The organism is Pseudoalteromonas rubra, from assembly GCF_005887115.1.
GTDB lineage: Bacteria > Pseudomonadota > Gammaproteobacteria > Enterobacterales > Alteromonadaceae > Pseudoalteromonas > Pseudoalteromonas rubra_F.
Window position 1 is genome coordinate 20,992 of sequence record NZ_PNCJ01000010.1, and the last position, 24,206, is coordinate 45,197.

At 49.2% G+C, this 24,206-nt stretch carries 14 protein-coding genes; 9 read left to right on the forward strand and 5 right to left on the reverse strand.

Annotated elements, in window-relative coordinates:
- The first annotated feature begins 57 nt into the window (after positions 1-57).
- From CWB98_RS07065 to CWB98_RS07080, 4 genes are all read left to right on the forward strand, one after another.
- Positions 58-6,861, forward strand: a complete 6,804-nt coding sequence (locus CWB98_RS07065; RefSeq protein WP_138544217.1) for an InlB B-repeat-containing protein — start codon at positions 58-60, stop codon at positions 6,859-6,861.
- Between the two features lie 41 nt (positions 6,862-6,902).
- On the forward strand, positions 6,903-7,424 hold the full coding sequence (locus CWB98_RS07070) for a DUF1566 domain-containing protein (protein ID WP_138544218.1): 522 nt from the start codon (positions 6,903-6,905) through the stop codon (positions 7,422-7,424).
- Positions 7,425-7,723: 299 nt separating this feature from the next.
- A complete protein-coding gene (locus CWB98_RS07075) occupies positions 7,724-11,269 on the forward strand; it encodes an amino acid adenylation domain-containing protein (protein WP_138544219.1) in 3,546 nt (1,181 codons plus the stop codon).
- A gap of 44 nt (positions 11,270-11,313) precedes the next feature.
- On the forward strand, positions 11,314-11,826 hold the full coding sequence (locus tag CWB98_RS07080; protein WP_249364635.1) for a DUF1579 domain-containing protein: 513 nt from the start codon (positions 11,314-11,316) through the stop codon (positions 11,824-11,826).
- A gap of 59 nt (positions 11,827-11,885) precedes the next feature.
- Here CWB98_RS07080 and CWB98_RS07085 read toward each other — a convergent pair whose 3' ends face one another.
- From CWB98_RS07085 to CWB98_RS07105, 5 genes are all read right to left on the reverse strand, one after another.
- Positions 11,886-12,557, reverse strand: coding sequence for a hypothetical protein (locus tag CWB98_RS07085; RefSeq protein WP_138544220.1), 672 nt, complete (start codon positions 12,555-12,557; stop codon positions 11,886-11,888).
- Positions 12,558-12,868: 311 nt separating this feature from the next.
- Positions 12,869-13,534, reverse strand: a complete 666-nt coding sequence (locus tag CWB98_RS07090; protein ID WP_138544221.1) for a hypothetical protein — start codon at positions 13,532-13,534, stop codon at positions 12,869-12,871.
- 215 nt (positions 13,535-13,749) lie between these two features.
- Complete coding sequence (locus CWB98_RS07095; protein WP_138544222.1) at positions 13,750-14,565, reverse strand: hypothetical protein; 816 nt, start codon at positions 14,563-14,565, stop codon at positions 13,750-13,752.
- Between the two features lie 255 nt (positions 14,566-14,820).
- Positions 14,821-15,714, reverse strand: coding sequence for a GTP cyclohydrolase FolE2 (folE2, locus tag CWB98_RS07100; RefSeq protein WP_138544223.1), 894 nt, complete (start codon positions 15,712-15,714; stop codon positions 14,821-14,823).
- A 16-nt stretch (positions 15,715-15,730) separates the two neighbouring features.
- The gene (locus tag CWB98_RS07105; RefSeq protein WP_138544224.1) at positions 15,731-17,062 is read right to left on the reverse strand and encodes a dihydroorotase; all 1,332 of its coding nucleotides are present in this window, start codon (positions 17,060-17,062) and stop codon (positions 15,731-15,733) included.
- A gap of 200 nt (positions 17,063-17,262) precedes the next feature.
- Between CWB98_RS07105 and CWB98_RS07110 the strand changes: the two genes are divergently transcribed.
- The 5 genes from CWB98_RS07110 to CWB98_RS07130 all read left to right on the forward strand — a co-directional run bounded on the left by CWB98_RS07110 (position 17,263) and on the right by CWB98_RS07130 (position 24,190).
- Positions 17,263-19,416, forward strand: a complete 2,154-nt coding sequence (locus tag CWB98_RS07110; RefSeq protein ID WP_138544225.1) for a M3 family metallopeptidase — start codon at positions 17,263-17,265, stop codon at positions 19,414-19,416.
- Positions 19,417-19,532: 116 nt separating this feature from the next.
- A complete protein-coding gene (locus CWB98_RS07115) occupies positions 19,533-20,207 on the forward strand; it encodes a DUF1826 domain-containing protein (protein WP_138544226.1) in 675 nt (224 codons plus the stop codon).
- Positions 20,208-20,256: 49 nt separating this feature from the next.
- Positions 20,257-22,725 carry a M1 family metallopeptidase gene (locus CWB98_RS07120; RefSeq protein ID WP_138544227.1) on the forward strand — a complete coding sequence of 823 codons (2,469 nt, stop codon included), beginning with the start codon at positions 20,257-20,259 and terminating at the stop codon, positions 22,723-22,725.
- The gene (locus tag CWB98_RS07125) at positions 22,722-23,222 is read left to right on the forward strand and encodes a DUF6702 family protein (protein WP_138544228.1); all 501 of its coding nucleotides are present in this window, start codon (positions 22,722-22,724) and stop codon (positions 23,220-23,222) included. The genes CWB98_RS07120 and CWB98_RS07125 overlap by 4 nt, the downstream gene beginning before the upstream one ends.
- A 65-nt stretch (positions 23,223-23,287) precedes the next feature.
- Positions 23,288-24,190, forward strand: a complete 903-nt coding sequence (locus tag CWB98_RS07130) for a GTP-binding protein (protein WP_138544229.1) — start codon at positions 23,288-23,290, stop codon at positions 24,188-24,190.
- Positions 24,191-24,206: the final 16 nt, after the last annotated feature.

Consider the following 24,206-nt stretch of genomic DNA (forward strand, 5'->3'; position numbering starts at 1 on the left):
TTCAGGTAAATTAGCGCCGATTGGAAATTCTACGGAAAGAAATAATAAGGAAGCTAAATGCTTAATAAAAAGTGCTCAGCCTCCGTGTTACTCCTTCCTGCCGTTTTGTCCTCTGCATTGCTACTTAGTGCATGTGGAGGTGGAGGCGGTGAAGGCGGTAGCAGCGGCGGAACTTCTCCCACTACATCAGGTGGAAAAACGACTCAAACAAATGTGTCGCTCTCAGTCAGCGTAACCGGCTCAGGTCAGGTTACACCGATGAGCAAAAGTCTTGCATCGGGCAACAGTACGACATTTACAGTCAAAGCCGGTGAAGGTCATTTGATCGAATCTATGACTGGGTGCGGTGGTACGTTACAAAATAATACCTATACAACGGACAAGATCTCACAAGACTGCCAAATTGAAACTGTCTTTGCCTTGAAATCTTTTCAGATAACCACTTCTCAGTCAGGTGAAGGTAATATTTATCCTGAATCACCGGTGCTGGACTGGGGCACTGAGCAGACGTTAACACTCTCTGCTGCAACCGGTTACAAAGTCGGTAAAGCATATGGCTGTGGGGGGACACTGTCAGGTGATAAATACAGTATTCCAGCTGTCACAGCAGAGTGTGAAATTCAAGTGGAGTTCCACCCGCTGAGTCTCGCACTTAAAAATGATAAATTAGATCAGCAAGTTGAGCTGAATGTTAAGGGCAATGCCGGTATTTCCCCTACCAGTAAAGGGATCATCCAGCCAGGTGAAGAAGGGGCGCCGCCAGTTCCTACCGATATTGACTTACCTTTTCTTGTTAATGACATCGACTTAACCACAGAGCTGGGTGCAACCGTAGAGTTGGACATCGTCTATGAAAAGCCATTACCTGAAGGGATTAAGTACTATAAGTTCGGCCCGGCACAACCCGGCGCTGAGGACACTTGGTATGCACTGCCTCAGGAGCTGTATCAGATCTCAGAAGACAGAAAAGTCGTCACGCTGACCCTCACCGATGGGCAGTTAGGTGATGCTGACTGGGAGAATAATGGCTTTATTCAGGACCCCGGCGGCCCTGCGATGCCAAGGCAGCATACCGTGACGGTTAATGCTTCTGAAGGGGGTACAAGTAGCGTTACTTCATCACAGGTAAACAACGGTGATGTAGCTGCGATTGTGCTTACGCCAAACACTGGCTATCACATTCAATCAGCCGTTGGGTGTGGTGGTACACTCACGGGGAACACTTACAATACAGGTATCATTACTGCAGATTGTCAGGTAGATGTGCAGTTTGCGCTAAACCAGTACCTGATGACGTCTGGCAGTGGTGAAGGGGGAAGCATAACGCCTGCCGAGCAGACTGTGTACCATGGTGAATCCGCTCAGTTTATGGTGCAGGTGCAAAACGGTTATACGCTGGAAAATATTAGCGGGTGTGATGGAACCCTACAGGGCCAAATTTTTACTACTGCAAGTGCGACTGCAAATTGTGAAGTTGCCGCCTCGTTTTCGCAGCAGTATTTCAGTGTGTCTACTCAAGTAACGGGTGGTGGCTCTATCACCCCTGACACTGTTAAGGTGGCCTATGATGGCACAACCACACTGACTGTAACGCCGCAAACTGGGCACTACCTTGCCAACATCGAAGGCTGTGGCGGTCAGTTGTCAGGTGATCAGTACACTACCGGCCCGGTGACAGCTAACTGTACCGTCAATGCGCATTTTGCACAGCGTGAGTACACGGTGAATGCGACAGCCGGAGCTGGTGGTCAAATAGATCCGGATACTCAGCAAGTTGTACATGGCAATGTGGCGTCTTTCAATTTGTTACCACAAGTGGGATACCTGGTTGATAATGTCACAGGTTGTAGCGGCACATTATCTGGTAACACGTACACGACTGGGGCGGTAACTGCGGCATGTGAGGTTGAGGCAAGCTTTAAAGCTGCGCAATACCGGGTAACGGCCAGCGCCACTTCTGGTGGCAGTATTTCACCCAACGAGCAGGCCGCGGTGCATGGTCAGCAAGTCTCGTTTAGTGTCACTGCAAATGAAGGTTTTACACTGGAGTCAGTGTCCGGTTGTGGCGGTGTGTTAACGGAAAGTGGGTTCATTACGGCTGAAATCACACAAAGCTGCCACGTGAGTGCTTCGTTTGTTGCTAAACAGTACGAAATATCTGCGACAGCCAGTGAAGGAGGCAGTATTTCTCCAGCACAACAACAAGTTGTACATGGAAAAGCGGTTAGTTTCCAGGTCAGCACAGATACGGGTTACAGCCTGGTAGAGGTGACAGGGTGTAATGGCGTATTGTCTGGCGATGTCTATACCGTCGGTAATGTAACTGGTGCCTGTAATGTGCATGCAAGCTTTAGCTTAAACCATTATGAGGTAACAGCGGTATCGTCAGTAGGAGGCGCTTTATCTCCGGCCAGTCAGCGTATTGCACATGGCCAGCAAGCAACTTTTTCGGTTGCGGTTGAGCCAGGCTACAACACAGTTGATATACAGGGTTGTGGCGGTCAGCTGATTGATGGTCAGTTTGTGACGGCTCCTATCACACAATCATGTCAGATAAGTGCTAACTTTGATCAGAATAGTTATGCTGTAACGACCAAGGTGAGTGGCAATGGCTCGGTATCTCCAGCTTCTCAGTTTGTCTTACACGGCGAGTCTGCAAGTTTGACGCTGACGCCAGATGCAGGCCAGAAGATCGCGTCAGTGTCTGGATGTGAAGGGGTGCTCGATGGCAATGTCTATACAACCGCACCTGTGATGGCGAACTGTGAAGTGGCCGTTGCCTTCAGTGCCCAGCAGTTCATGGTTGAAGCACAGGCTTCTGAAGGTGGCCAAATTAGCCCGGCACAGCAAATGGTGTCTTACGCGGATAGCATGACCTTTACTGTAACACCTGATGAGGGTTTCTCGATTGATGCTGTTGAAGGGTGTGAAGGTTCGTTAACTGGCAACCTGTATACAACCAAACCGATCATGGCGGCGTGTCTGGTCAGTGCCAAATTTGTGCGAACTGTCTATCCAGTTACAGCACTGGCGAGTGAAGGTGGGGTTGTAACACCTGCTCAGCAAAACGTTGAGCATGGTCAAAGTGCGACGTTTGAACTACAGCCAGAAGCAGGTCACAGTATTGTATCCGTCACTGGTTGTGAAGGCTCTCAGGTAGGAACAACTTATGTGACCGGGCCAATCACGGCTGCTTGTGAAGTAGTTGCTAACTTCGATGCAAATAAGTACTCAGTCACAACTCAAGCCACTGAAGGTGGTAGTCTCACTCCGGCGAGCCAACTATTGAGCTATGGCGCTGTGGCTAGCGTAGAAGTATCTGTTGAAGCGGGCTTTTTAATTGAAAGCGTGACAGGATGCGGTGGTGCATTGAGTGGTTCGACCTATACAACGGCCCCCATTGTCGACAACTGCCAGATCAGCGCCAGTTTTGTGAAAGAGCAATTTGAAGTGTCTGTCGCCGATTTTTCAAATGGTCAGGTTTCACCTCGTTCTCAGCAAGTCACTTACGCAGAGCGAGCTAGCTTTGTAATCACGCCAGATGTGGGTTTTGAAATTGTGTCGGTGACAGGGTGTGGTGGATTGTTCGCAAAACACAGTGACGTTTATACAACTGGACCTATAACTCAGTCCTGTCAAATTGATGTTGAGACTAAACGACAAAGTTTCCATGTTGCTACAAATTCAGCTGGTGGAGGGACTATCTCGCCTCAGGCTGTGGAAGTGGACTATGACAACCACGCTCAATTCACTATTACGCCAGACGAGGGCTTTGTTATAGACAAAGTCAGTGGTTGTGGAGGAACGTTAACAGGGCAAACCTACACGACAGGGGCCGTATATATGAACTGTGAAGTCGTTGCATCCTTTATTAAAATTAAGTATGTGGCGACTGCTCAGGCGTCTTCAGGCGGTACAATTACACCGCCCAGACAGGAAGTTGAATCGGGTCTAACCGCAACGTTTTCAGTGACACCTGATGCAGGGTTCTGGACGCAAGAGGTAACTGGCTGTAACGGGACTTTAATTGGCAATGAGTACACGACTGGGCCGATGCATTCAGACTGTTCAGTTAAGGCCAAGTTTGAACCAAATCAATATGTTGTTGACGTATCTGTGGTTGGTTCTAATATGGGCAGCGTATTTCCAATGTCACAACAAGTGTTGCATGGCGAGCGCGCCAGTGTAACTGTGTCACCTAATTCTAACGTTAGTTTCTGGCCTCAAGGCTGTGGCGCTACAGCAACCGGCAATGTTGTCACTACCGCAGCGGTAACACAAAACTGTACGATCAAGGTTAACTTCAACCCTATCTCGATGGAGCATTCGGTAACGACATCGTCGAATAGCGGTGGTGTAATTTTCCCTACTCACAGGGTCGTCCTTGATGGTGAGCGTGCTGAATTTGATGTAACACCATCTGGGCCGAACTTCCAGGTTGCGAGTGTTACGGGCTGTGGCGGAGCACTTAATGGTCATACCTACACGACAGCACCTATCTTCGCTAGCTGTAATGTGCATGCAACCTTTGAGCAAGCCACATATCGTGTCTCGGCAACTTCAGGCACCGGTGGTGCTATCACACCTGCAAGCAGTGACGTATCTGCTGGCGGCACAGTCACATTGACGGTCACGCCGGATGCAGGTTATCAGATTGACGCCGTGACTGGGTGTGCGGGTCGTCTAACTGGTAACACTTACACCACAGGTGCGGTGACTGCAAACTGTACGGTATCAGCAAGCTTTAGCCTTAAAACACTGGTTGTTTCAGCCTCTGCGGGTAGCGGTGGCCGAGTGACACCTGCAACCCAGACTGTGAAATATGGTGAAGGCGCGCGCGTCTGGGTATATCCGGATGAAGGTCACAAGGTCACATCTGTAACGGGCTGTGGTGGTAGTTATACAAACAACCTGTATACCATTGACCGGGTTACGGCGTCCTGTAATGTGGTTGCCAGTTTTGCTACCAATAAATTGATTGTTACTGGGGTATCCAACGAGGGCGGCAGCCTGAGCCCGGCCAGCCAGGAGGTCAATAAGTTTGATAAAGCACAGTTAACAGTGAGTATCGATGATGGCTATTTCTTAAAGTCTATTACTGGCTGTTATGGTTCTTTGTCTGGAAGTACTTACACTACGGGAGCGTTACTTAGTAATTGTACGGTGACTGCTGAGTTCGGAAAATACAGCTACACAGTAAATGCGACCGCAACTGATGGGGGCAGCATTTCTCCTGCTCAACAAAATGTTGAACATGGCAACACGGCAAGCTTCACGTTAACACCGGTTGAAGGCTACAGCATCACTGGGGTCAATGGTTGTGGTGGTAAACTCACAGGCAATACTTATACAACCGCTCAGATCACTGCCAGCTGTAATGTGTCTGCCAGCTTTAGTAAAGATACCTTCCTGGTAACTGCGACTGCAGAATCTGGCGGGGCCATTTCTCCAGCGTCCTTTACTGCGGCCTATGGCGATACGGTAACCTTGCAAGTAACGCCGAATGAAGGCTACGAAATTGAGTCCGTGCTGGGTTGTAATGGTCAGCTGAATGGTCAGACGTACACTACCGGTACTATAACCAGTAGCTGTCAGGTTACGGCCAAGTTCAACGGAATTAAGTTTGAAGTCACAGCTAGCGCGACGACGGGCGGCTCGGTTACGCCGACTAGCCTCTCTGTGGACTACAACGCGCGTGCGACTTTCCAGTTAACTCCAGAGCAAGGCTACATTATTAAGAATGTATCTGGATGCACTGGTACGTTGACAGGCAATGTCTTTACGACAGAGCCACTAAAGCGTGCTTGCAGCTTGTCTGTTGAGTTTATGCTTAACCTTGAATCACCAAGTATCGCAGTCGACACATCCGATAGCACAGCGCGTATTACCTGGCAGCCTGTTGCAGGGGCTGACAGCTATACCTTGTTCTATGCGAAACAGCCTGGGTTGACGCCGCAAAACTACGATACCTTGCGCGCAGGCACACGCGTTGCGAATGTGAGCAGTGGTGTGGAAGTGGCTATCTCCAATTACGTGGATTATTACGTAATGGTTACCGCAAATCATCTGGGTAACGAAAATGCGATGAGTAACGAAGTGACTGCACGCAGTATTGCCAGAAAAGGTAAACTGAACGATACCGGACAACAGTATTGTTCCACAACGTTTGCGGATCAAACGCGAACCAAGTACAAGTGTGGTGTTTACAGTGGATATGAGCTTGAAGGTCAGGATGGCTTCTTTGGTCGGGATGCGAAAGATCTGGCTAGTGAGTTACCTAAAGTTGGTTTTGGTATGGCCGGGTTTGACTTGACAAAGATAGACAGTGAAGGCAATCCGCTCCCCAATAGTGCTGAGCATTATGCCTGTTTGCGTGACAACTACACAGGCCTGATGTGGGAAGTGAAACAAAGTGACAAAGAATCGCTGCACTATTATGGCCATAGGTATAGTTGGTATAACCCGGATTACAATACCAATGGCGGTTATCCCGGGGTTCAGAATGGTGGAACTTGTGCCGGTAGTGCCTGTGATTACCCCTCCTTTGTTGAGGCAGTCAATACGGCTGGGTTATGTGGTGCCAAAGACTGGCGTATGCCAAGCAATAAAGAGCTGTTGAATATTTTCCAAATATCAGTTGAGTCAGGTAGAAACCAGACAGGTTTGGCACATTTATTGAGCCAGGAGCCTGATCATCAACTATGGATGAATATTTGGACCGAGCTCACTTCGGCAAAGGATCCACAGCAAGCTTGGCGGAGTTCAGGTTCTTCATACACATTTAGTTCCACGCCAGTACAGATGCTGACAGTAAGTAAAACACACAATGCATTAGTACTGTTGGTACGGGATGCTGAGTAAAGTTAGAAGGGGGCACTAGTGCCCCCATAGAAGGAAATAAGATGAAACTAACAACATTAGTAATTTGTTTTTTAGCTTTATGCAGCAACGGATTGCAAGCCTATTGCCGTGATGATATCCCCAAGACAACGCCTACTCGTGACTTTACTGTTCATGATGACGGGACTGTAACGCACAACGTGACAGGCTTAATGTGGTATCGTTGCCTGGTTGGACAATCGTGGAATGCGCAGAGCAGACAATGTGAGGGGGAGGTTCGTTCTACGTCATTAAATGCTCATTTACGAATCCATAAGCTGGATTCTAGTGCCGGCTACAGTGATTGGCGTGTTCCCAATTTTCATGAACTCCGAAGTATCATTGAACATGGGTGTTTTCAACCAGCGATAAATACGAGTGTTTTTCAAGTACCTGAAACACATGGGAAAAGCTATATTCACAGTGCAACCCCTGACACGTCAAGTCAGAGGATATTTGGCATTTCTTTGGAGCAGGGGCTGAGTGGTAAACAGTTCTATAGTTATATTGGGGGGGTTGTACTAATGGTCCGTGGCGGTGAATAGCCCATAGATCAGTAATCTATAAGACAGCCTTGTTTAGTCTTTAACGGTAAGCCGGCATCATGCCGGCTTACTTTTTTCACATTGCTTCAGCTCTGCGTTTGTATATTCCGCTATAACTGACAGTTCAGACGGCTAGTTTCTTTCTATTCATCAATGTAACCTCTGTGTTGAAATTAATTGAATAACAGCGGATGAGTATGTACCTGTTGCCATACAAGACATCCATTTCAGACGAGACAGGCTTGCTCTAGCCTGTTAGGACATCTGCACCGTTAACAATAACAACAAAGGAAATTGATATGAACAAGCGAATATCTGCTGCTGCGATAAGCTCGCAAGACAAGCGTCAGAATAAGGAAAACGAGCCGTTATCTATTGCGGCTAGATTTACCGATCGGGTACAAATTCACCCTGACAAAACCGCCCTGATTGATGGCACACAGGAAATAAGCTATCAGACATTATTGCACCGTGCAGAGGCGATTGCCGCTAAACTGACAAACAGTGGCATTGTGCCCGGTGCATTAGTAGGCGTGTGTATGGCGCGCAGCTGGGAGCTGGTAGCCACTTTGCTTGGCGTGCTCAGAGCAGGTTGCGCTTACGTGCCGTTGGATCCGGCGTATCCGCGTGCCCGAATTGATTATATGCTGGCCCACAGTAAAGCTGCGGCGGTGATTGTGGATGGCAGCGGGTCGGCTGCGTTGTGTCAAAGAGCGAGCACACACATTTTGCTGGCCGACATAGACGGTGTGTCACTGTCTCTGCCAGACCCTGAGTGTGACGCTCAGACACTGGCTTATGTGATTTATACCTCGGGGTCGACTGGCGAGCCAAAAGGGGTCGCGATCACACAAAGCAATGTCATTGCGATGTGTACGGCCATGGGCGAGTTACTTAGTGAGGAAGAACTGAGCGGTGTGCTGGCAGCCACGTCGGTGTGTTTTGACCCGTCGGTGATGGAGATCATCGGCACGCTTTTGCTCGGTGGTACCGTGGTGCTGGCTAAAAACATTCTGGCATTACCTGATTTACCTAGCATAGGTAAGGTCAGAACCTGTATTGCTGTCCCTTCAGCCATTCGGGCCATGCTCAGTGGCTATACTCTGCCCAATACGTTGCGCTGTGTGATTTTTGGTGGCGAGGTACTCAACCCCGCACTGGTTAAACAAGTGTATAACCAGCAGCCGGGCCTGCGGGTGATCAATGTCTATGGGCCGACCGAAGATACCGTCTTTTCGACAGCTGTGCAATTGCACCCGGACATGGCTGAAATCACCATTGGCAAGCCTGTGGCAAATACCCGCGCTTACGTGCTTGATAAAACCTTACAGCCGGTGCCCGAGGGCGAAGCAGGAGAGCTTTACCTGGCGGGGGACAAGCTGGCGACGGGTTACCTGTTTGACAAACCACGCACAGATGCGCGTTTCGCTACCCCTGCACCAGACAGTAGCATTGAAGAGTCGCGTTTATATAAAACCGGTGACGTGTGTCAGTGGACCAAACATGGTGAGTTACGCTTTATTTCCCGGGTGGATCAGCAGGTCAAAATCCGTGGTTTTCGCATTGAGCTGGAAGAAATCGAAACGGTGCTGAGTACCATGCCGGGTATCTCTGCAGCCGCTGTTAAGGTGTTGGAGGGAGAAAGCAGACAGGCCAGATTGCAAGCCTGTGTTGTCTGTCAGCAGGGTGAGGCACTCAGCCCGGATGTGATTTTGTCCTTTGTGGCCCGTCATCTGCCAAACCATATGGTTCCAAACAATGTTTGCTTTGTTGATGCATTGCCTTATCTGCCCAACGGCAAGCTGGATCGTAGTCGTTTGCCTGATGTATCAGCGGATCGAGAGCCACGCGGAGCAAGCAAAACAGTCGATTCTGAACAGTCTGTGGTTGCGGTTGTCTGCGAAGAGCTGCGCGCTTTGCTTGGTCACGCTACAGATACTATGCTGTCGCAAACCTTTGAGCAGGCCGGGCTGGACTCACTAACGACGCTGGAACTAAGCAATCGGCTGAGCAATGTACTGAATGTGACTTGCTCCGTGCAGGCAATTTATGAGTTTAATACGCCTCAGCGCCTGGCTCAGCACTTGCTGAGTTTAGGCTCTGGAGAATCATTAACTGCCCGTCAGAGCCCACTGCGCGATACGCTTAAAGAGTTACAATTTCAAATGCGTGCCAGTCATCCTCCTTTTGCTTTGGCCAAGGCTGCGTCGTGGTCGGCCGCTGACAAAAGCAAGCTAGTTCAGGCTGCCACTCAGATGGTGAGTAAGCACCGCGCTAATCCCTATAGTAAGGTGCTGCGCACCGGCAGTGGTACGCGTGGTACGGTCGCTGATGCCCAGCACAGTGAGGCGCGTGAGGCGATTATCTGGACCACCAACTTATATCTTGGACTGAATCGCGATGCCGCGGTCATTGACGCTGCACGTCAGGCCGTGACTGAGTTTGGCACTGGTATGGGAACTTCGGCGGCGGCATCTGGTTTAACGGATCTGCATCTGGCATTTGAGCAACAGTTTGCCAGCCTGGTGGGCAAACCCGCCGCTTGTTTATTTCCAACGGGCTATACCGCCAATGTGGGTGCCGTCGCGGGCTTATTGGGTGAAAACGATGTGGTGGTGATCGACCAGCTCTGTCACGCCTCCATTGTTGATGGCGCGCGTTTGTGCGGTGCCAAAGTCCGTACTTTTAAACACAATGATATTAACGATCTGGCCTCAGTGCTTGAATCTGAGGCTTCTCCCTATCGTACCGTGTTGGTCATTATTGAGGGCGTTTACAGTATGGGAGAAGGCGCCGCCCCTGTTGCTGAAATTGTCCGCATGGCAAAGCGTTATCAGGCTCTGGTACTGGTCGATGAAGCGCACTCCTTTGGTTTTTATGGTGAGCAGGGAGCTGGAATTTGTGCGGAGCAGGGGGTAAGCGACGAGGTTGATTTTATCATGACCACGCTGAGCAAATCGCTGGGCAGTCTGGGTGGCGTCGTTGCAGCCAGTGCTGAATATGTTGAGCTGCTGAAAGCCTCGTCCAGAGCCTATATTTTTCAGGCGTCAGTGAGCCCGGCAGATATTGCCGCGGCGCTGACGGCACTGCAGCGCATCAGCCAGGATGATTCACTGCGTACGCGGTTGTGGGACACTGCACGTTATATGCGGGCTCAATTCAGTGCCGCCGGGTTTGATTTGGGCAGTGGAGACGGACCGATTGTGACCCCACATTTTGGCGACAAAGATAAACTGTATGCGATAGTACAGCGCTTGTTTGAAAAAGGCATTCAGGCTTCAGCCGTGACATATCCGATAGTTGAAACCGGTCGCGGACGTTTGCGTTTTATCTGCTCTGCAGCGCACACCAAAGACGATGTGGATGCGACGCTGGTGGCGTTACAGGATGCGATGCAGGAAGTCGATGCGCTGTTTGCCAGGCCATCTATGTCCGAGCCTACAAGATCGTTTGAGACAACCAAGCTGGATAATTGGTGGGCTGCATTCTTTGCCTATTTGCAAAGGGGGCAAGAGACGCAGTCTGGCAATGGCCCAGACTTACAGCTGGAGATCAGCACACCCGATGGCAAATATACGCTGACCATCTTTCAGGGCACTGTCAGTTCGGACAATAAAATCATGACGCAGTTACCCGTATGTCGTATACACCTAAAGACTTCAGAGGCGGTCGCTGCGCTGACCGGCACCGATGTGCAGCAGGTGTTGCAGCGTATATGCGACGGTGAATGCGAATTGAGTGGTCAGAGCGAAGTGTTCAGTTGGCTAATGGGCCGTTTGCTGGCATTTGCCGCCGGGCCTAAATCTGTCACTGTGACGTCCGAAACTGTCGGGATTTCGTCATAAATGCACTGTTTACTTATACAGTGCCCATGCTAGAGTAGCTGCCAATGACGATACTAAAACAAGGGATGATGATGCTTCAATCCAATGCACCTGGTGCACCCGGCGACTTCGATTTTATGATTGGCCAGTGGTCGGTACAGCACCGCCGTCTGAAGGACATACTTAATGGCGGCGATGAGTGGATCGAGTTCAGAGGGGAGTCATCAACGCTCAACACGCTGGGCGGATTTGGCAACGTGGAAGACAATCATCTGCATTTTCCAGAGGGCTCTGTGCGAGCAAAGGCTATTCGTTCATATAACGAGCGCACTGACCAGTGGTCAATCTGGTGGCTGGATGGACGCAATCCGGGCATGCTGGATACACCGGTAGTAGGCAAATTTAGCGAGGGGGTGGGCCGCTTTTATGCGGATGAAACATATAACGGCGAAGCCATTAAAGTGCGCTTTATCTGGGATGCCACGAACCCTGAGCAACCGACCTGGGCACAGGCGTTCTCTAAAGATAACGGTGAGAGCTGGGAAACCAACTGGGAGATGACCTTTACCCGGGTTTAACGTATTACCCTGCTGCTGGCGGCAAAGCGCCACATGCAGCAGGGCATGGCACCATAGTGTTATGACTCAACGACGGAACAAGTGTTTGTTGTCATAATTTGACCATTGCTTTTTGTCGTCACTTTGCCCTTACAGTTCTCATATGGTTTGGTTGTATAGTCAATAAGTATCCTTTCGACGGCGCCATACCAAAATGAAAAGGCACCTTGCTCGCCAGACAGGGGTAAAGTAACCGTGAATTGACTGCCCAGGTCATTAAACTGCACGCCATCTATTGCCTCTAAGCGCCCGTTGTTGACAAGTCGTATGTCGGAGGGGACGCCTGGTCGCTGCCCATTCACCACGTATAAACGCGGTTCGTTTTCGCTGCCAGAGAATTTTTTTATTTCATCTGCCCGCTCTGCAGCATCAGTGCGGGTAAACGTATGGTTAGGCGCCAGGGTCAGGCTCATTTTCTGGTTGCAGACCGGGTTGCAACCGGTTAGCTGGCTATGCTCTGCGGCGTATACAAAATCACTGATCACTTGATCCGTATAGCTTTGCAAATCACAGCTGCCGGCGCAGTTGAGGTGAAAAGCCAAGGCCAGCGGGTCGTTTTTGCTATTCGTCATATAGGAAACCCGGATCTCTTTACCCTGAGAGTTAAAGATAAACATACCGTCTGTGGCCACTGCGGTACTGGCATATAATCCGGATGCGATGGCTAATAAAGTAAACAGTGTTTTTTTCATTGTTAAGTCCTTTTGAGTGAAATTTATTCAGTCGCTGGAAAGTTATCAGATATCAGTGTTTTTGTAAATTAATTGGGTAAAGCTGTGTGTGGTTGGTTTATATGTGACTGGACTACCATAGGTGCCTGACAGGCAATAGCAAGACAGGTACTGAAGGCCGTTTCCAGGGTAATACACCAGCGTATTATTGAGGCATATTAGTAATACCACATTCACAAACCAGGTATAGACAAAGATGAGCTTGTTGGGACGCGCTTCACCCTGCTGTTGGTGGCAAAGTGCCACATGCAGCTGGACATGGCACCATAGTGTTAAGACTCAACGACGGAACAAGTCTGTGTTTTTATCATTTGACCATTGCTTTTTGTCGTAAATCTGGTCTTACAGTTCTCATATGGTTTGGTGATATAGTCTTTAAGCATCCTTTCGACGGCGTCATGCCAAAATGAAAGGGCACCTTGCTCGCCAGACACGGGTAAAGTGACCGTGAATTGACTGCCCAGGTCATTAAACTGCACGCCATCTACTGCCTCTAAGCGCCCGTTGTTGATAAGTCGTATGTCGGAGGGGATGCCTGGTCGCTGCCCATTCACCACGTATAAACGCGGTTCGTCTTCGCTGCCAGAGAATTTTTTTATTTCATCTGCCCGCTCTGCTGCATCAGTGCGGGTAAACGTATGGTTAGGCGCCATAGTCGTTTTCTGAGTGCAGTCCGGATTGCAACCGGTTAGCTGGCTATGTTCTAGGGCGTATACAAAATCACTGATCACTTGATCCGTATAGCTTTGCAAATCACAGCTGCCGGCGCAGTTCAGATGAAAGGCGAAGGCCTGCGGGTCGTTTTTGCTATTCGTCATATAGGAAACCCGGATCTCTTTACCCTGAGATGTAAAGCCAAACATACCGTCTGTGGCCACTGCGGTACTGGCATATAACCCGGATGCGATGGCTAATAAAGTAAACAGTGTTTTTTTCATTGTTAAGTCCTTTTGAGTGAAATTTATTCAGTCGCTGGAAAGTTATCAGATATCGGTATTTTTGTAAATTAATTGGGTAAAGCTGTGTGTGGTTGGTTTATATGTGACTGGACTCACGTTGGTGCCTGACGGGCAATAGCAAAACAGGTACTGAAGGCCGTTTCCAGGGTAATACACCGGCGGTTTGCCCGGCACCGGCGTATTATTGAGGCATGTTATGCTACATTCACAAAACAGGTGTAGACAAACATCATCCTTTTGGGACTCTCTTCGACATAGGTGTATGTACACTCGATATATCTTTGTTCATACAGATAATCTTTCAGTGCTCTCTTAATGTGGTCGAGTCTCGTGGTTTCGTGGCCAAGTTCATTTGTCATTGGGTGTGTTATTATGAGATGGTTGCCATTTTCTGTTACTTTTACCTCATCAACTGCGACCAGACCCTGGTCGGTCATCTCAAACAGACCGGCAGGCGCACCGGTGTGTTTTTTCGGTATTACCTGGAAGCGGGTTCCGCCCGGTTTCTTCAGGCTTGCAACAATATCCAATACGTGATTGGCGGCGGTGCTGGCGATTGTCGCTGTACCTAAATCCCTGAAGAACTGCTTGGTACGCGTCCAACCTTGTGGTGTAATTTCACCGGTATACTCTGCGCGTGTGTATTCATCGCCTGCGTATTCATCGCTGTATGAGGACATGGCTTCGGCAGTGTCTTGCCCGCCACCACCTTGTTCGTGGTCGCAGCGAAAACCGCAGTCGCGGACCAGCTTGTAGCGGTAGTTGCGCTGGTTCTGTACTGCGCGTACAAAGTCGGCTAATACCTGGTCTGAATAACGTTGCAGGTTGCAAGTACCCGAGCAGTCCAGGTGAAACGTCACAGCCCTCGGGTTAAGATAGCTGCCAGAATAGCTGGCCTGGATCTCTTTACCCTGAGATTTGAAGTAAAAGATATTGTCACTGGCCAGCGTCATACTGGCATATAACCCCATCAATAAGGTAAACAGCGTTGATACTGCTTTGATCATCATTAAGTTCCTTTTTGTTAATGCTAATTCACAAATTCCACGTCGAATATAAACTCAGCTTTGCTTGTTATATCGAAATGTAGGCTAAGTGTATTTTTTTGTTTCTTTTTTGTCAACGAGCTGTGCTTTTTGGTGTCTCAGATCAGTCTGCCGGACTGGTTGAGCATTTGTTGTGAGGGGATGCATCGCAGGGCAATGACCAGTGTCTGGATCCGACATGTTAACACCCACGTACCCTGCTACGTGGGTGTGTTTTGCTTAAAATTTACGGTCGTAAACGACGGCGTTATGAGCATGCAAGCTTTCCTGGTGCTCAACTTTAAACTGATAATCCGCGACTTCTGAAATGGACTCCAGCGTTGCTTTAATACGCCTTGCCGCATCCTCACAAAACATGAGGTTTTTTGCATTCAATGCAGCAAACGCCTGCTCATCTTCGCGTTTTACGGCAGTTTGTACCGGAGTTGCCAAAGTTTCTTCAAACAGGGCAAGCCAGTGTGCTAAATCAGGTAAATGATCGCCTGCCAGATCGGCTTCAATGTAGGCATAAGAGCGTTGGCTGTGTGGCGTTGCGACAGATCCTTGTGGCCCTTTAAGCCATTCCAGCAGCTGTGTTTTATCAATGTTGTCCTGTGTGGCAAACTGTTGTTCAACCGTCTCGCTCAGCAACTGACGCGACAGCGCCGCAGAGCAGGGACAGGTGCTGCTGTAGGTGATCGTACTGATAAGCTTGCAGTGGGTTTTGCCTTCAAGGTATTCACAGTGTAACTCTATCGGGTAGGCATTGTAGCCGCTGTACTTACTCTTCAGCGCAGGCCGGTTCAACGGCAGCTCAAACTTCAAGATTAATTTGGCCGACTGGCTCAGGCCATTTTGAGACGCAACGATTTCCTTAAGCACCTTATCCAGCTGCATATAGGAGAGTTCAGTCTCTACCAGAGCTTCGTTCGCGAGCAGATAAAGTCGTGACATATGAATACCTTTTGCACCTGTATCCAGACTGACAAAAACATCCATAAGTGTGTTGATGTTGACAATGCTCTGATCGCAGCGTACTCGCATCGGCAGTACAATTTTTTCCATACCAACCCACTTTAATGGGCTCTGGCTATCTGGTTCAAAATGGGTCGCAATATCGGGGAGTTGCATCATAGGTTATGAGTCTCACTTAGCGGTTAAACCGTAATGCCTGTGCGGCATTGTGTTCTGAACTTACCTTTTCACCATCAAACACCAGTGTACCGTTTACAAAAGTAGCTCGGATCTGGTGCGCGAAAGTGGTGTTATGAAACGGACTCCACTTACACAGGTAACGGGTTTGCTCGTGTTGTACGTGGGTCGTGCGATTTGGATCAACCAGCACCAGGTCGGCATAATAACCTTCTCTGAGGAAACCCCGTTTGTCGATGGCAAAGCGCGTTGCAACATTGTGCGCTGTTTTCTCAACCACTTGCTCAAGTGTCATTGCGCCACGTTTAACTTGTTCCATCAGGGTCAGCAAGGCATGTTCAACCAGTGGCAGGCCAGCCGGGGCTTGCGGATAGGGGACGTTTTTCTCTTGCCAGGTATGTGGCGCGTGATCGGTGGCTATGATATCGATACGTCCGTCATGCAGGGCTTTTAGCAAAGCGAGCCTGTCTGATTCTGCTTTAATGGCAGGGTTACATTTGATGAGATTGCCCAGTGCCGGATAATCTTGCTCGTTGAACCACAAGTGATGGACACAAGCTTCTGCTGTGATGTGCTTTTCTGCCAAAGGGGCGCTGCTGAATAAGCTCAGCTCTTTTGCTGTGGTTAAGTGCAGCACGTGCAACTGAGTGCGATACTTTTTAGCAAGCGCCACGGCATAAGAAGACGACTGATAGCAGGCTTCGTCGTCGCGGATCAATGGGTGGTGGATGATTTGCGGTGCGCCGAATTGCCGCTCAATGCGCGCGGCATTTTGTTGGATCACTGAGCCTTGTTCACAGTGCGTAGCAATCAGTGTGGGGCACTCTCTGAAAATCGCATCCAGGGCTGCCGGGTGCTCTACCAGTAAATCGCCGGTCGAGGCACCCATAAAGACTTTCACCCCGCACACCTGACGTGGGTCAACAGCCTTTATTTCATCTAAGTTATCGGGTGTTGCACCAAGGTAAAATGCATAGTTCGCGACTGAGTTCTGGCTTGCGATGGCTTGTTTGTCAGCCAGTGCTTGTCGGGTGGTGGTCGAAGGGGAAACATTGGGCATTTCCATAAAACTGGTGATCCCACCGGCGACGGCCGCCGCCGATTCGCTGGCAATAGAACCTTTATGAGTAAGGCCCGGCTCCCTGAAATGTACCTGGTCATCTATCATGCCGGGCATCAGCCACATGCCTTGGGCATCAATGACTGCTTCATTAGGCCTGGCCGATAAATCAGGGCCAATTTCCGTAATATATTGGTTCTCAATTCTGAGGTCAGAAACGTAAAGATTACCTTCATTCACTAAGGTGGCGTGTTTTATTAAGTGTGCCATTGATATCCTGATTAATTATAAAGATAAACAAAAACTTAAGGCTGTTCCTTTTCCACCACGAAACAGGCTGTGGCTAAATTGCCTGTACCGCCTTTCGATAACCCGACTTACATCTACGGGTATTCGGCGCAACAAAGATTGTTGATTGTTTTGTTATATTATAACATATCCATTCTATTTTACAGATGAGAGAAACAACGATGAAAAAGTTGCTAGCACTGGCGGTGAGTTCCGCCTTACTTGTAACGGCCTGCACGGGCGGGGATCGTACTTCAGGCTTGCAAAAAGGTGCAGCCTCTGCGACGGTAACTGAAGGCAACCCACTACTGGTATCAAGCACATTGCAATATCAATCACCGGATTTTAATACTATCAGCGACGCGCATTTCGCGCCGGCATTTGAGCAGGGCATGGCTGAGCAAATAGCTGAAGTGAATGCAATTATCAGCCAAACAGACCCTGCCAGTTTTAGTAATACCATTGTTGCGCTGGAGCGAAGTGGTGAATTACTAAAGCGGACCCAGGCAGTATTCTTTAACCTGTCTGGCACCGATTCAAATGCAGAGCGCCGGGCGCTACAGTCTGAACTGGCTCCCAAACTGGCCGGTCACTACGACAACATCTACCTGAATAAAGCCTTGTATGAGCGCGTAGCTCAGGTTTACGGGCAGCTGAATGTGCTTAATATCAGTGCGGAAGAAAAGCGTCTGACAGAAGTCTTTTACAAGCGCTTTGTCAGATCGGGAGCCAAACTCAATGAGGCGCAACAAAAAGAGATCCGCGAGATCAATGCATCATTATCGTCATTAACCACGCAGTTCTCGCAGCATTTGCTGGCACTGTCGAAAAGCAATGTTGTGTTGGTTCAGGACAAAGCGAAACTGGCTGGCCTGTCAGAGGCGTATATTGGCCAGCTGGCAGATGCAGCTGAACAAGCCGGGCACCCCGGTCAGTACCTGATCAAAATTACCAATACCACGCGTCAGCCTATTCTGGCTAAGCTCGAAGACCGTCAGTTGCGTGAACAGGTATGGCGCGCATCCGCTTATCGTGGTTTAAAAGGCGAAAACAACAATCGTGAAATTGTCGCACAGTTGGCACAACTGAGAGCAAAAAAGGCGGCGCTACTAGGTTATGAGAGCTGGGCGCATTATGGCCTGGATGAGCAAATGGCCAAAACACCCACCGCAGTGTATGACATGTTTGCCAGTATGGTGCCTGCGCTGTTGAAAAACGTCGAAGCCGAAGCGCAAGCCATCAAAGACAAAATTCGCGCCACGGGCGGCGACTTTGAACTACAAGCCTGGGACTGGTTGTACTATGCCGACAAGGTTCGCCAGGATAAGTTCGACCTGGATGAGTCACAGGTGAAAGCCTACTTTGAATTTAATCGCGTACTGGAAGATGGCCTGTTCTTTACCATGGAGCGCTTGTATGGCGTAACCTTCAAGCCACGTAATGACATTCCGGTTTACCACCCGGATGTGAAAGCCTATGAAGTCTTTGATGCCGACGGTACCAGTCTGGCACTGTTTATGGCTGACTACTTTGCCCGTGATGGCAAGCGCGGTGGTGCCTGGATGAGCTCATTTGTGCAACAATCAGGCCTGGATAATAAGCGTCCGGTTGTTATCAATGTGATGAACATTGAAAAAGCCCCTGAAGGCCAGCCAACATTACTGAGTTACTCTGAAGCGACCACCATGTTCCACGAGTTGGGCCATGGCCTGCACGGTATGCTGTCTCAGGTAACTTACCCCAGCTTAGCGGGGACGTCTGTATCTCGCGACTTTGTTGAATTTCCCTCAACCTTTGAGGAAGACTGGGCTATTCATCCAGAAGTCATCCAAAACTATGCGAAGCATTACCAAACCGGAGAGGCTATTCCGCAAGCATTGCTGAACAAAGTCATTGCCAGTCGCAGCTTCAATATGGGCTTCGATACACTGGAATATGTTGCCGCAGCTTTGTTGGATATGGAATGGCACGCACTGGCGGCGGACGCGCCTTTACAGGATCTGGTTGATTTCGAACAAGCTGCGTTGGCTAAGCATGGTGTGAATATTGACTATGTACCGCCCAGATATAAATCAGCTTACTTTGCTCACTCAATGGGGGGCGGCTACTCAGCAGGTTACTATGCTTACATGTGGAGTGAGATCCTGGCAGCAGATGCCTTTGCCTATGTGCAGTCTCAGGGCGGGCTCAATCGTAAGATTGGTACTCACTATCGTAAGAATATTCTGGAAGTGGGTAACTCCCGCGACCTGATGGAATCTTACAAAGCATTCCGCGGCGCAGAGCCGACCACCGAAGCGCTACTTAAGCGCCGCGGACTAAACGTCGCTCCATAGCTTAAGCACTCGGGCTGCCTGCGGGCAGTCCGGCTATGTTTGAAAATCTTCGATATGTTATACTGTAACTTTATTTGTGAATGCTTTACAAATTGATGCAGATGTAGGAGAAGACCATGACCCGTGCTTTAGCCATCAATGAAAATCCAGCAATCCCTGCCAATCGGTATGCTGCCCTATCCTCTGAGCCGAATATTCTGACAGATATCTACCGCGAAGAAATCAATCTGAGCGTCTGGCAATGTAAGCTTAGTCAAGAGCTTAGCTTAGAAGTGACGGATCTACTTAGTTCTGCTAGTGAGTTGCAATTGTCGATTGCGGCTACACCTGAGCATACGATAGACGCGTTGCACGCGGCGTCTGCTCTGCTTGCTAATAAGCCAGCGCTGAGTGAGCATCTGGCCATGCTGGTGGATATGTTCTGCACGCTGTTTGAACTCAAGCGTGCCGGGCTCAGGCTCACGATACTCAATAAAGCCATGTGTCCTAAGTTCCATGTTGATCACATTCCCTGCCGGCTGGTGAGTACACTCGGCGGCGTGGCCTCTCAGTGGTTACCACACGAAAAAGTGGATCGCAGCAAGTTGGGGTCGGGCAGCAAAGGCAAAAAGGATCACGAATCGGGCATTTACACCAGTGAATCGGACATTCAGCAACTCAACACCGGCGATGTCGCCCTGTTAAAAGGATCTGGCTGGCTTGGTAATGAAGAGGGCGCACTGGTACATCGTTCCCCGGCTCCCGCAGTAGGTGAAACGCGCTTGTTGCTTACCCTGGACTTTATTGACTGAGCTGGTGTTACTGACTGCCAGTTGAGCCCCATAAAATTAAGATAATGATATGAATAATAAAAAATATATATTTTCCTTTGTAGCACTGCTTGCTTTGGGTGTGACTGATATTGCCAAAGCGTCTGTGGTTAATCAGACTAAAGGCAGCTTTGAGGATAAGTTTCGTCAGCTTGATGAAGTGTTACCGACACCCAATGGATACAGGAATGCAGCCGGCGAGCCCGGAGAGCGATACTGGCAGCAACAGGTTGATTACAAAATAGATGTGACCCTGGATGAAGCGCGCCGTCGCCTCTCTGGCAAGGAAGAAATCACCTATCATAATAACTCGCCATACACACTGAAGTATTTATGGGTGCAACTGGACCAGAACATCTTTAAGCCAGATTCAATGGCGAACCAGAGCAATAATTTTGGTGGCATTGGGCGCAGGGGGCCTAAAACACAAATTGGTAATGGCAAAGAGCCTGCTAAGCTGAGCTTGGGAGAACTTCGCCGTCAGCAATTTATGGCCGATAATGAACTCGGTTATGAAATCCATGGCGTGACTGATAATGTTGGGAAGGCGCTGAGTTTCACCACTGTAGGCACACACATGCGCATTGACTTACCGCAGCCATTAAAGCCAAATAGTCAGCTCACATTTAACATTGATTTTGCCTTTAATATCGTAGAAGAAGATGCTGTATCTGCACGTTCCGGATATGAACATTTTGCTGACGATGCCCGCCCTGGTGGCAACGACATCTTTTTGCTTGCGCAATGGTTTCCGCGCTTACATGCTTACACCGACTATGAAGCCTGGACCAATAAAGAGTTCCTAGGCCGAGGCGAGTTTACCCTTGAGTTCGGTAACTACGAGGTGAATATTACTGTCCCTGCAGACCATATCGTTAGCGCGACGGGTGAGCTGGTCAATGCTCAGGAGGTGCTGAGTGCAACACAACTTGAGCGTCTTGAGCAGGCCAAACATGCTAAACGTCCGGTCTTTATTGTGACTGAGGAAGAAGCATTGGAAAACGAAAAGGCTGGCACCTCGAAACAAAAAACCTGGCAATTCAGAGCTGACAATGTGCGGGATTTTGCCTGGGGCTCATCACGCAAATTTATGTGGGATGCTAAGGCATACCATCAGAACAGTAAAGAGACTCCGATGGTAATGGCCATGTCTTTTTATCCTAAAGAGGGGGGAGACTTATGGAAGAAATACTCGACTGAATCTGTGATTCATACCATGGAGGTCTATTCACGCTTTTCCTTTGACTATCCTTATCCGACCGCTCAATCAGTCAATGGTCCGGTTGGGGGGATGGAATACCCTATGATCACCTTTAATGGTCCGCGAACGGAGCTGCAAGAGGATGGCTCCCGAACCTATTCACAAGCTGAAAAGCGCTTTCTGATTGGGGTCGTGATCCATGAAATCGGCCATATCTACTTCCCTATGATTGTTAATTCCGATGAACGTCAGTGGACCTGGATGGATGAAGGGTTGAACAGCTTTTTGGACGGCGTTGCCGGTCGAGAATGGGATCCTAATATTCCCTGGGGGGTTGAGCCCAGAGACATCGTGGACTACATGAAATCTGAAATCCAGGTGCCGGTGATGACCCAATCCGACAGCGTGCTTCGCTTAGGTCCAAATGCTTACACTAAGCCTGCGGTTGCATTGAACATTCTAAGAGAAGTGATTTTGGGGCGTGAGCTGTTTGATTTCGCTTTTCAGGAATATGCACAACGCTGGAAGTTTAAGCGTCCTACGCCTTCGGACTTTTTCAGAACCATGGAAGAAGCATCAGGTGTCGATCTCGACTGGTTCTGGCGTGGCTGGTTTTATACGACAGATCATGTAGATATCGCTATCGACAAAGTATACAAGCTGCGTCTGGATACTCATAACCCTGATATCGACTTTGCCCGTTTACGTACTATTGAACAGAACAAGCCATCTTCTTTATTTGTTGAGCGCAATAAGGCTGAGGGGCGGACGCTGTGGATTGAGCGTAACCCAGATGTCCGTGACTTTTATGATGAACATGACCGCTTTACAGTCACGAATAAGGAACGAAATAAGTATCAGGCGTTTCTGAAATCCCTCAAACCTTGGGAGCGTCGTACTCTGGAACGTGCTGTTCAGGAGGATAAAAACTACTACGTCTTAGAGTTTTCTAATCTGGGTGGTTTGGTGATGCCAATCTTGCTAGAGCTTACTTATATGGATGGCACAACAGAGCAGCAATACATACCTGCAGAGATATGGCGTCGAACCCCGAAAAAAGTACGAAAGCTCATTGTGACAGACAAAGGAAAAGAGATCCAAAGTGTGGTTGTCGACCCAGGCTGGGAGACCGCCGATGTTGATGTTGAAAACAATCACTACCCAAGACAGATCATTCCGTCACGGTTGGAAGCGTTTAAAGCCAAAAAGCGCACACAAAAAGTGCATCGTGACATAATGCAGGATATTAAAACGGAATTAGCGCCTGAGAAAGAAAAGGATGAGACACAAGAAAAATGATTAAGAGGTTACTAAGTACGCTTGGGGCTCTATTGTTAATATCAGGGCCAGCACATGCACATCAGCTAAAAGCTGCCCAAACAACGGTATTGTTTAACGAACAGACACGCATGCTGGAGATAATGCATCGTTTTTATCTACATGATGCTGAGCATGCGGTGGAGCACTTGTTTGGTGGGGGAGCGGATATTCTCCGCTCTGCTCAAACGCAGGCACAGTTTTCTCAGTACGTGGCCGGGCAGTTTGCTGTAAGCTCATTGCAAGATAAAGCGCTGCTTCTGGCGGAGGTCGGTTTCGAAGCTGAAGGTAAGTTTTTCTGGGTTTACCAGGAAACTGCAATCCCTGCGCAGGTGAAAGGACTTAAACTTTTCAACGGCGCATTGCGGGAACTGTGGCCAACGCAAGTTAATATGGTCAATGTAGAGGGCAAAGGTAAGGTAAAAACCTTATATTTTGCTGATCAGGCTGACTGGCTACAGGTTACGTTCGAGCATTGATTTGGCATGAGTTGCCCGTGTTTTTCTTTTTTACCCTAATTAGATAGAGTTTTTCCGGAGGAACAGTGGAACCGATCCTTGTGCTGGTGGGCTTTTTGGGCGCGGGCAAAACCACGCTGTTAAAACGCCTGCTACTCGAAGCTCAACAAGTCGACTGGGATCCCTATGTGATCCTGAATGATTATGAGCATGCTGAGCTGGATGCAAGGCAGTTGGCGGGGCAGCTCAGTGAGGGTGCGTTAAAACCGCTTGATGGCAGTTGTATTTGTTGCAGCGGCATCACGGCATTGCGCGATAGTATCAATCGCATTCCACGGCGTAAGCAGGGGCTCACACTGATTGAAGCGAATGGCACATCCGACGCCTGCCGTTTAATGGGGTTTCTCGGTGTGGGACTGGACGCGCGTTTTAAACCGCCGGTGCAAATTGCAGTGGTTGATGTCAAAAACTGGCAACGTCGTGGTGAGCACAATGCGCTGGAAGCGAACCAGGTGAAGGTCTCTTCGCTGATTGCGCTTACCCATACCTCTGGCTTACCTGACGTGCGCATACAGGCGGTTAAGGATGAGCTGCAGCAGGTCAACCCGAATGCCACAATTCAGGACGCCAGTGAGCTTGCCATCTTGCAACTGCCAGAGCTGTTGACGGTATCGGGCAGTGTAGAGTCATTTGAGCATCAGAAATCACATTGGGCATCCTGTTCTGTTGCATTGCCTTTTTTGCCAGACGAAGCCTGTATTGAGGCTTTGTGCACACGTATTCCCAAGACCATTCTGCGTGTTAAGGGCTGCACTCGGCTTGGTACAAGTTTAGATTATACCTACTTTGAGCGATGCCCGGATGGGACTGTGTCTATCCGGCCATTTAAGGGGGAGCCGACCACAGGGAGTAAATTACTGGTGGTCGGGCCGGGCAGCGAACCAGACAAACTGGAAGAGATTGTCGCACAGGTTTTAGCCGCGCATTGATTGTAAAGTGCGGCCA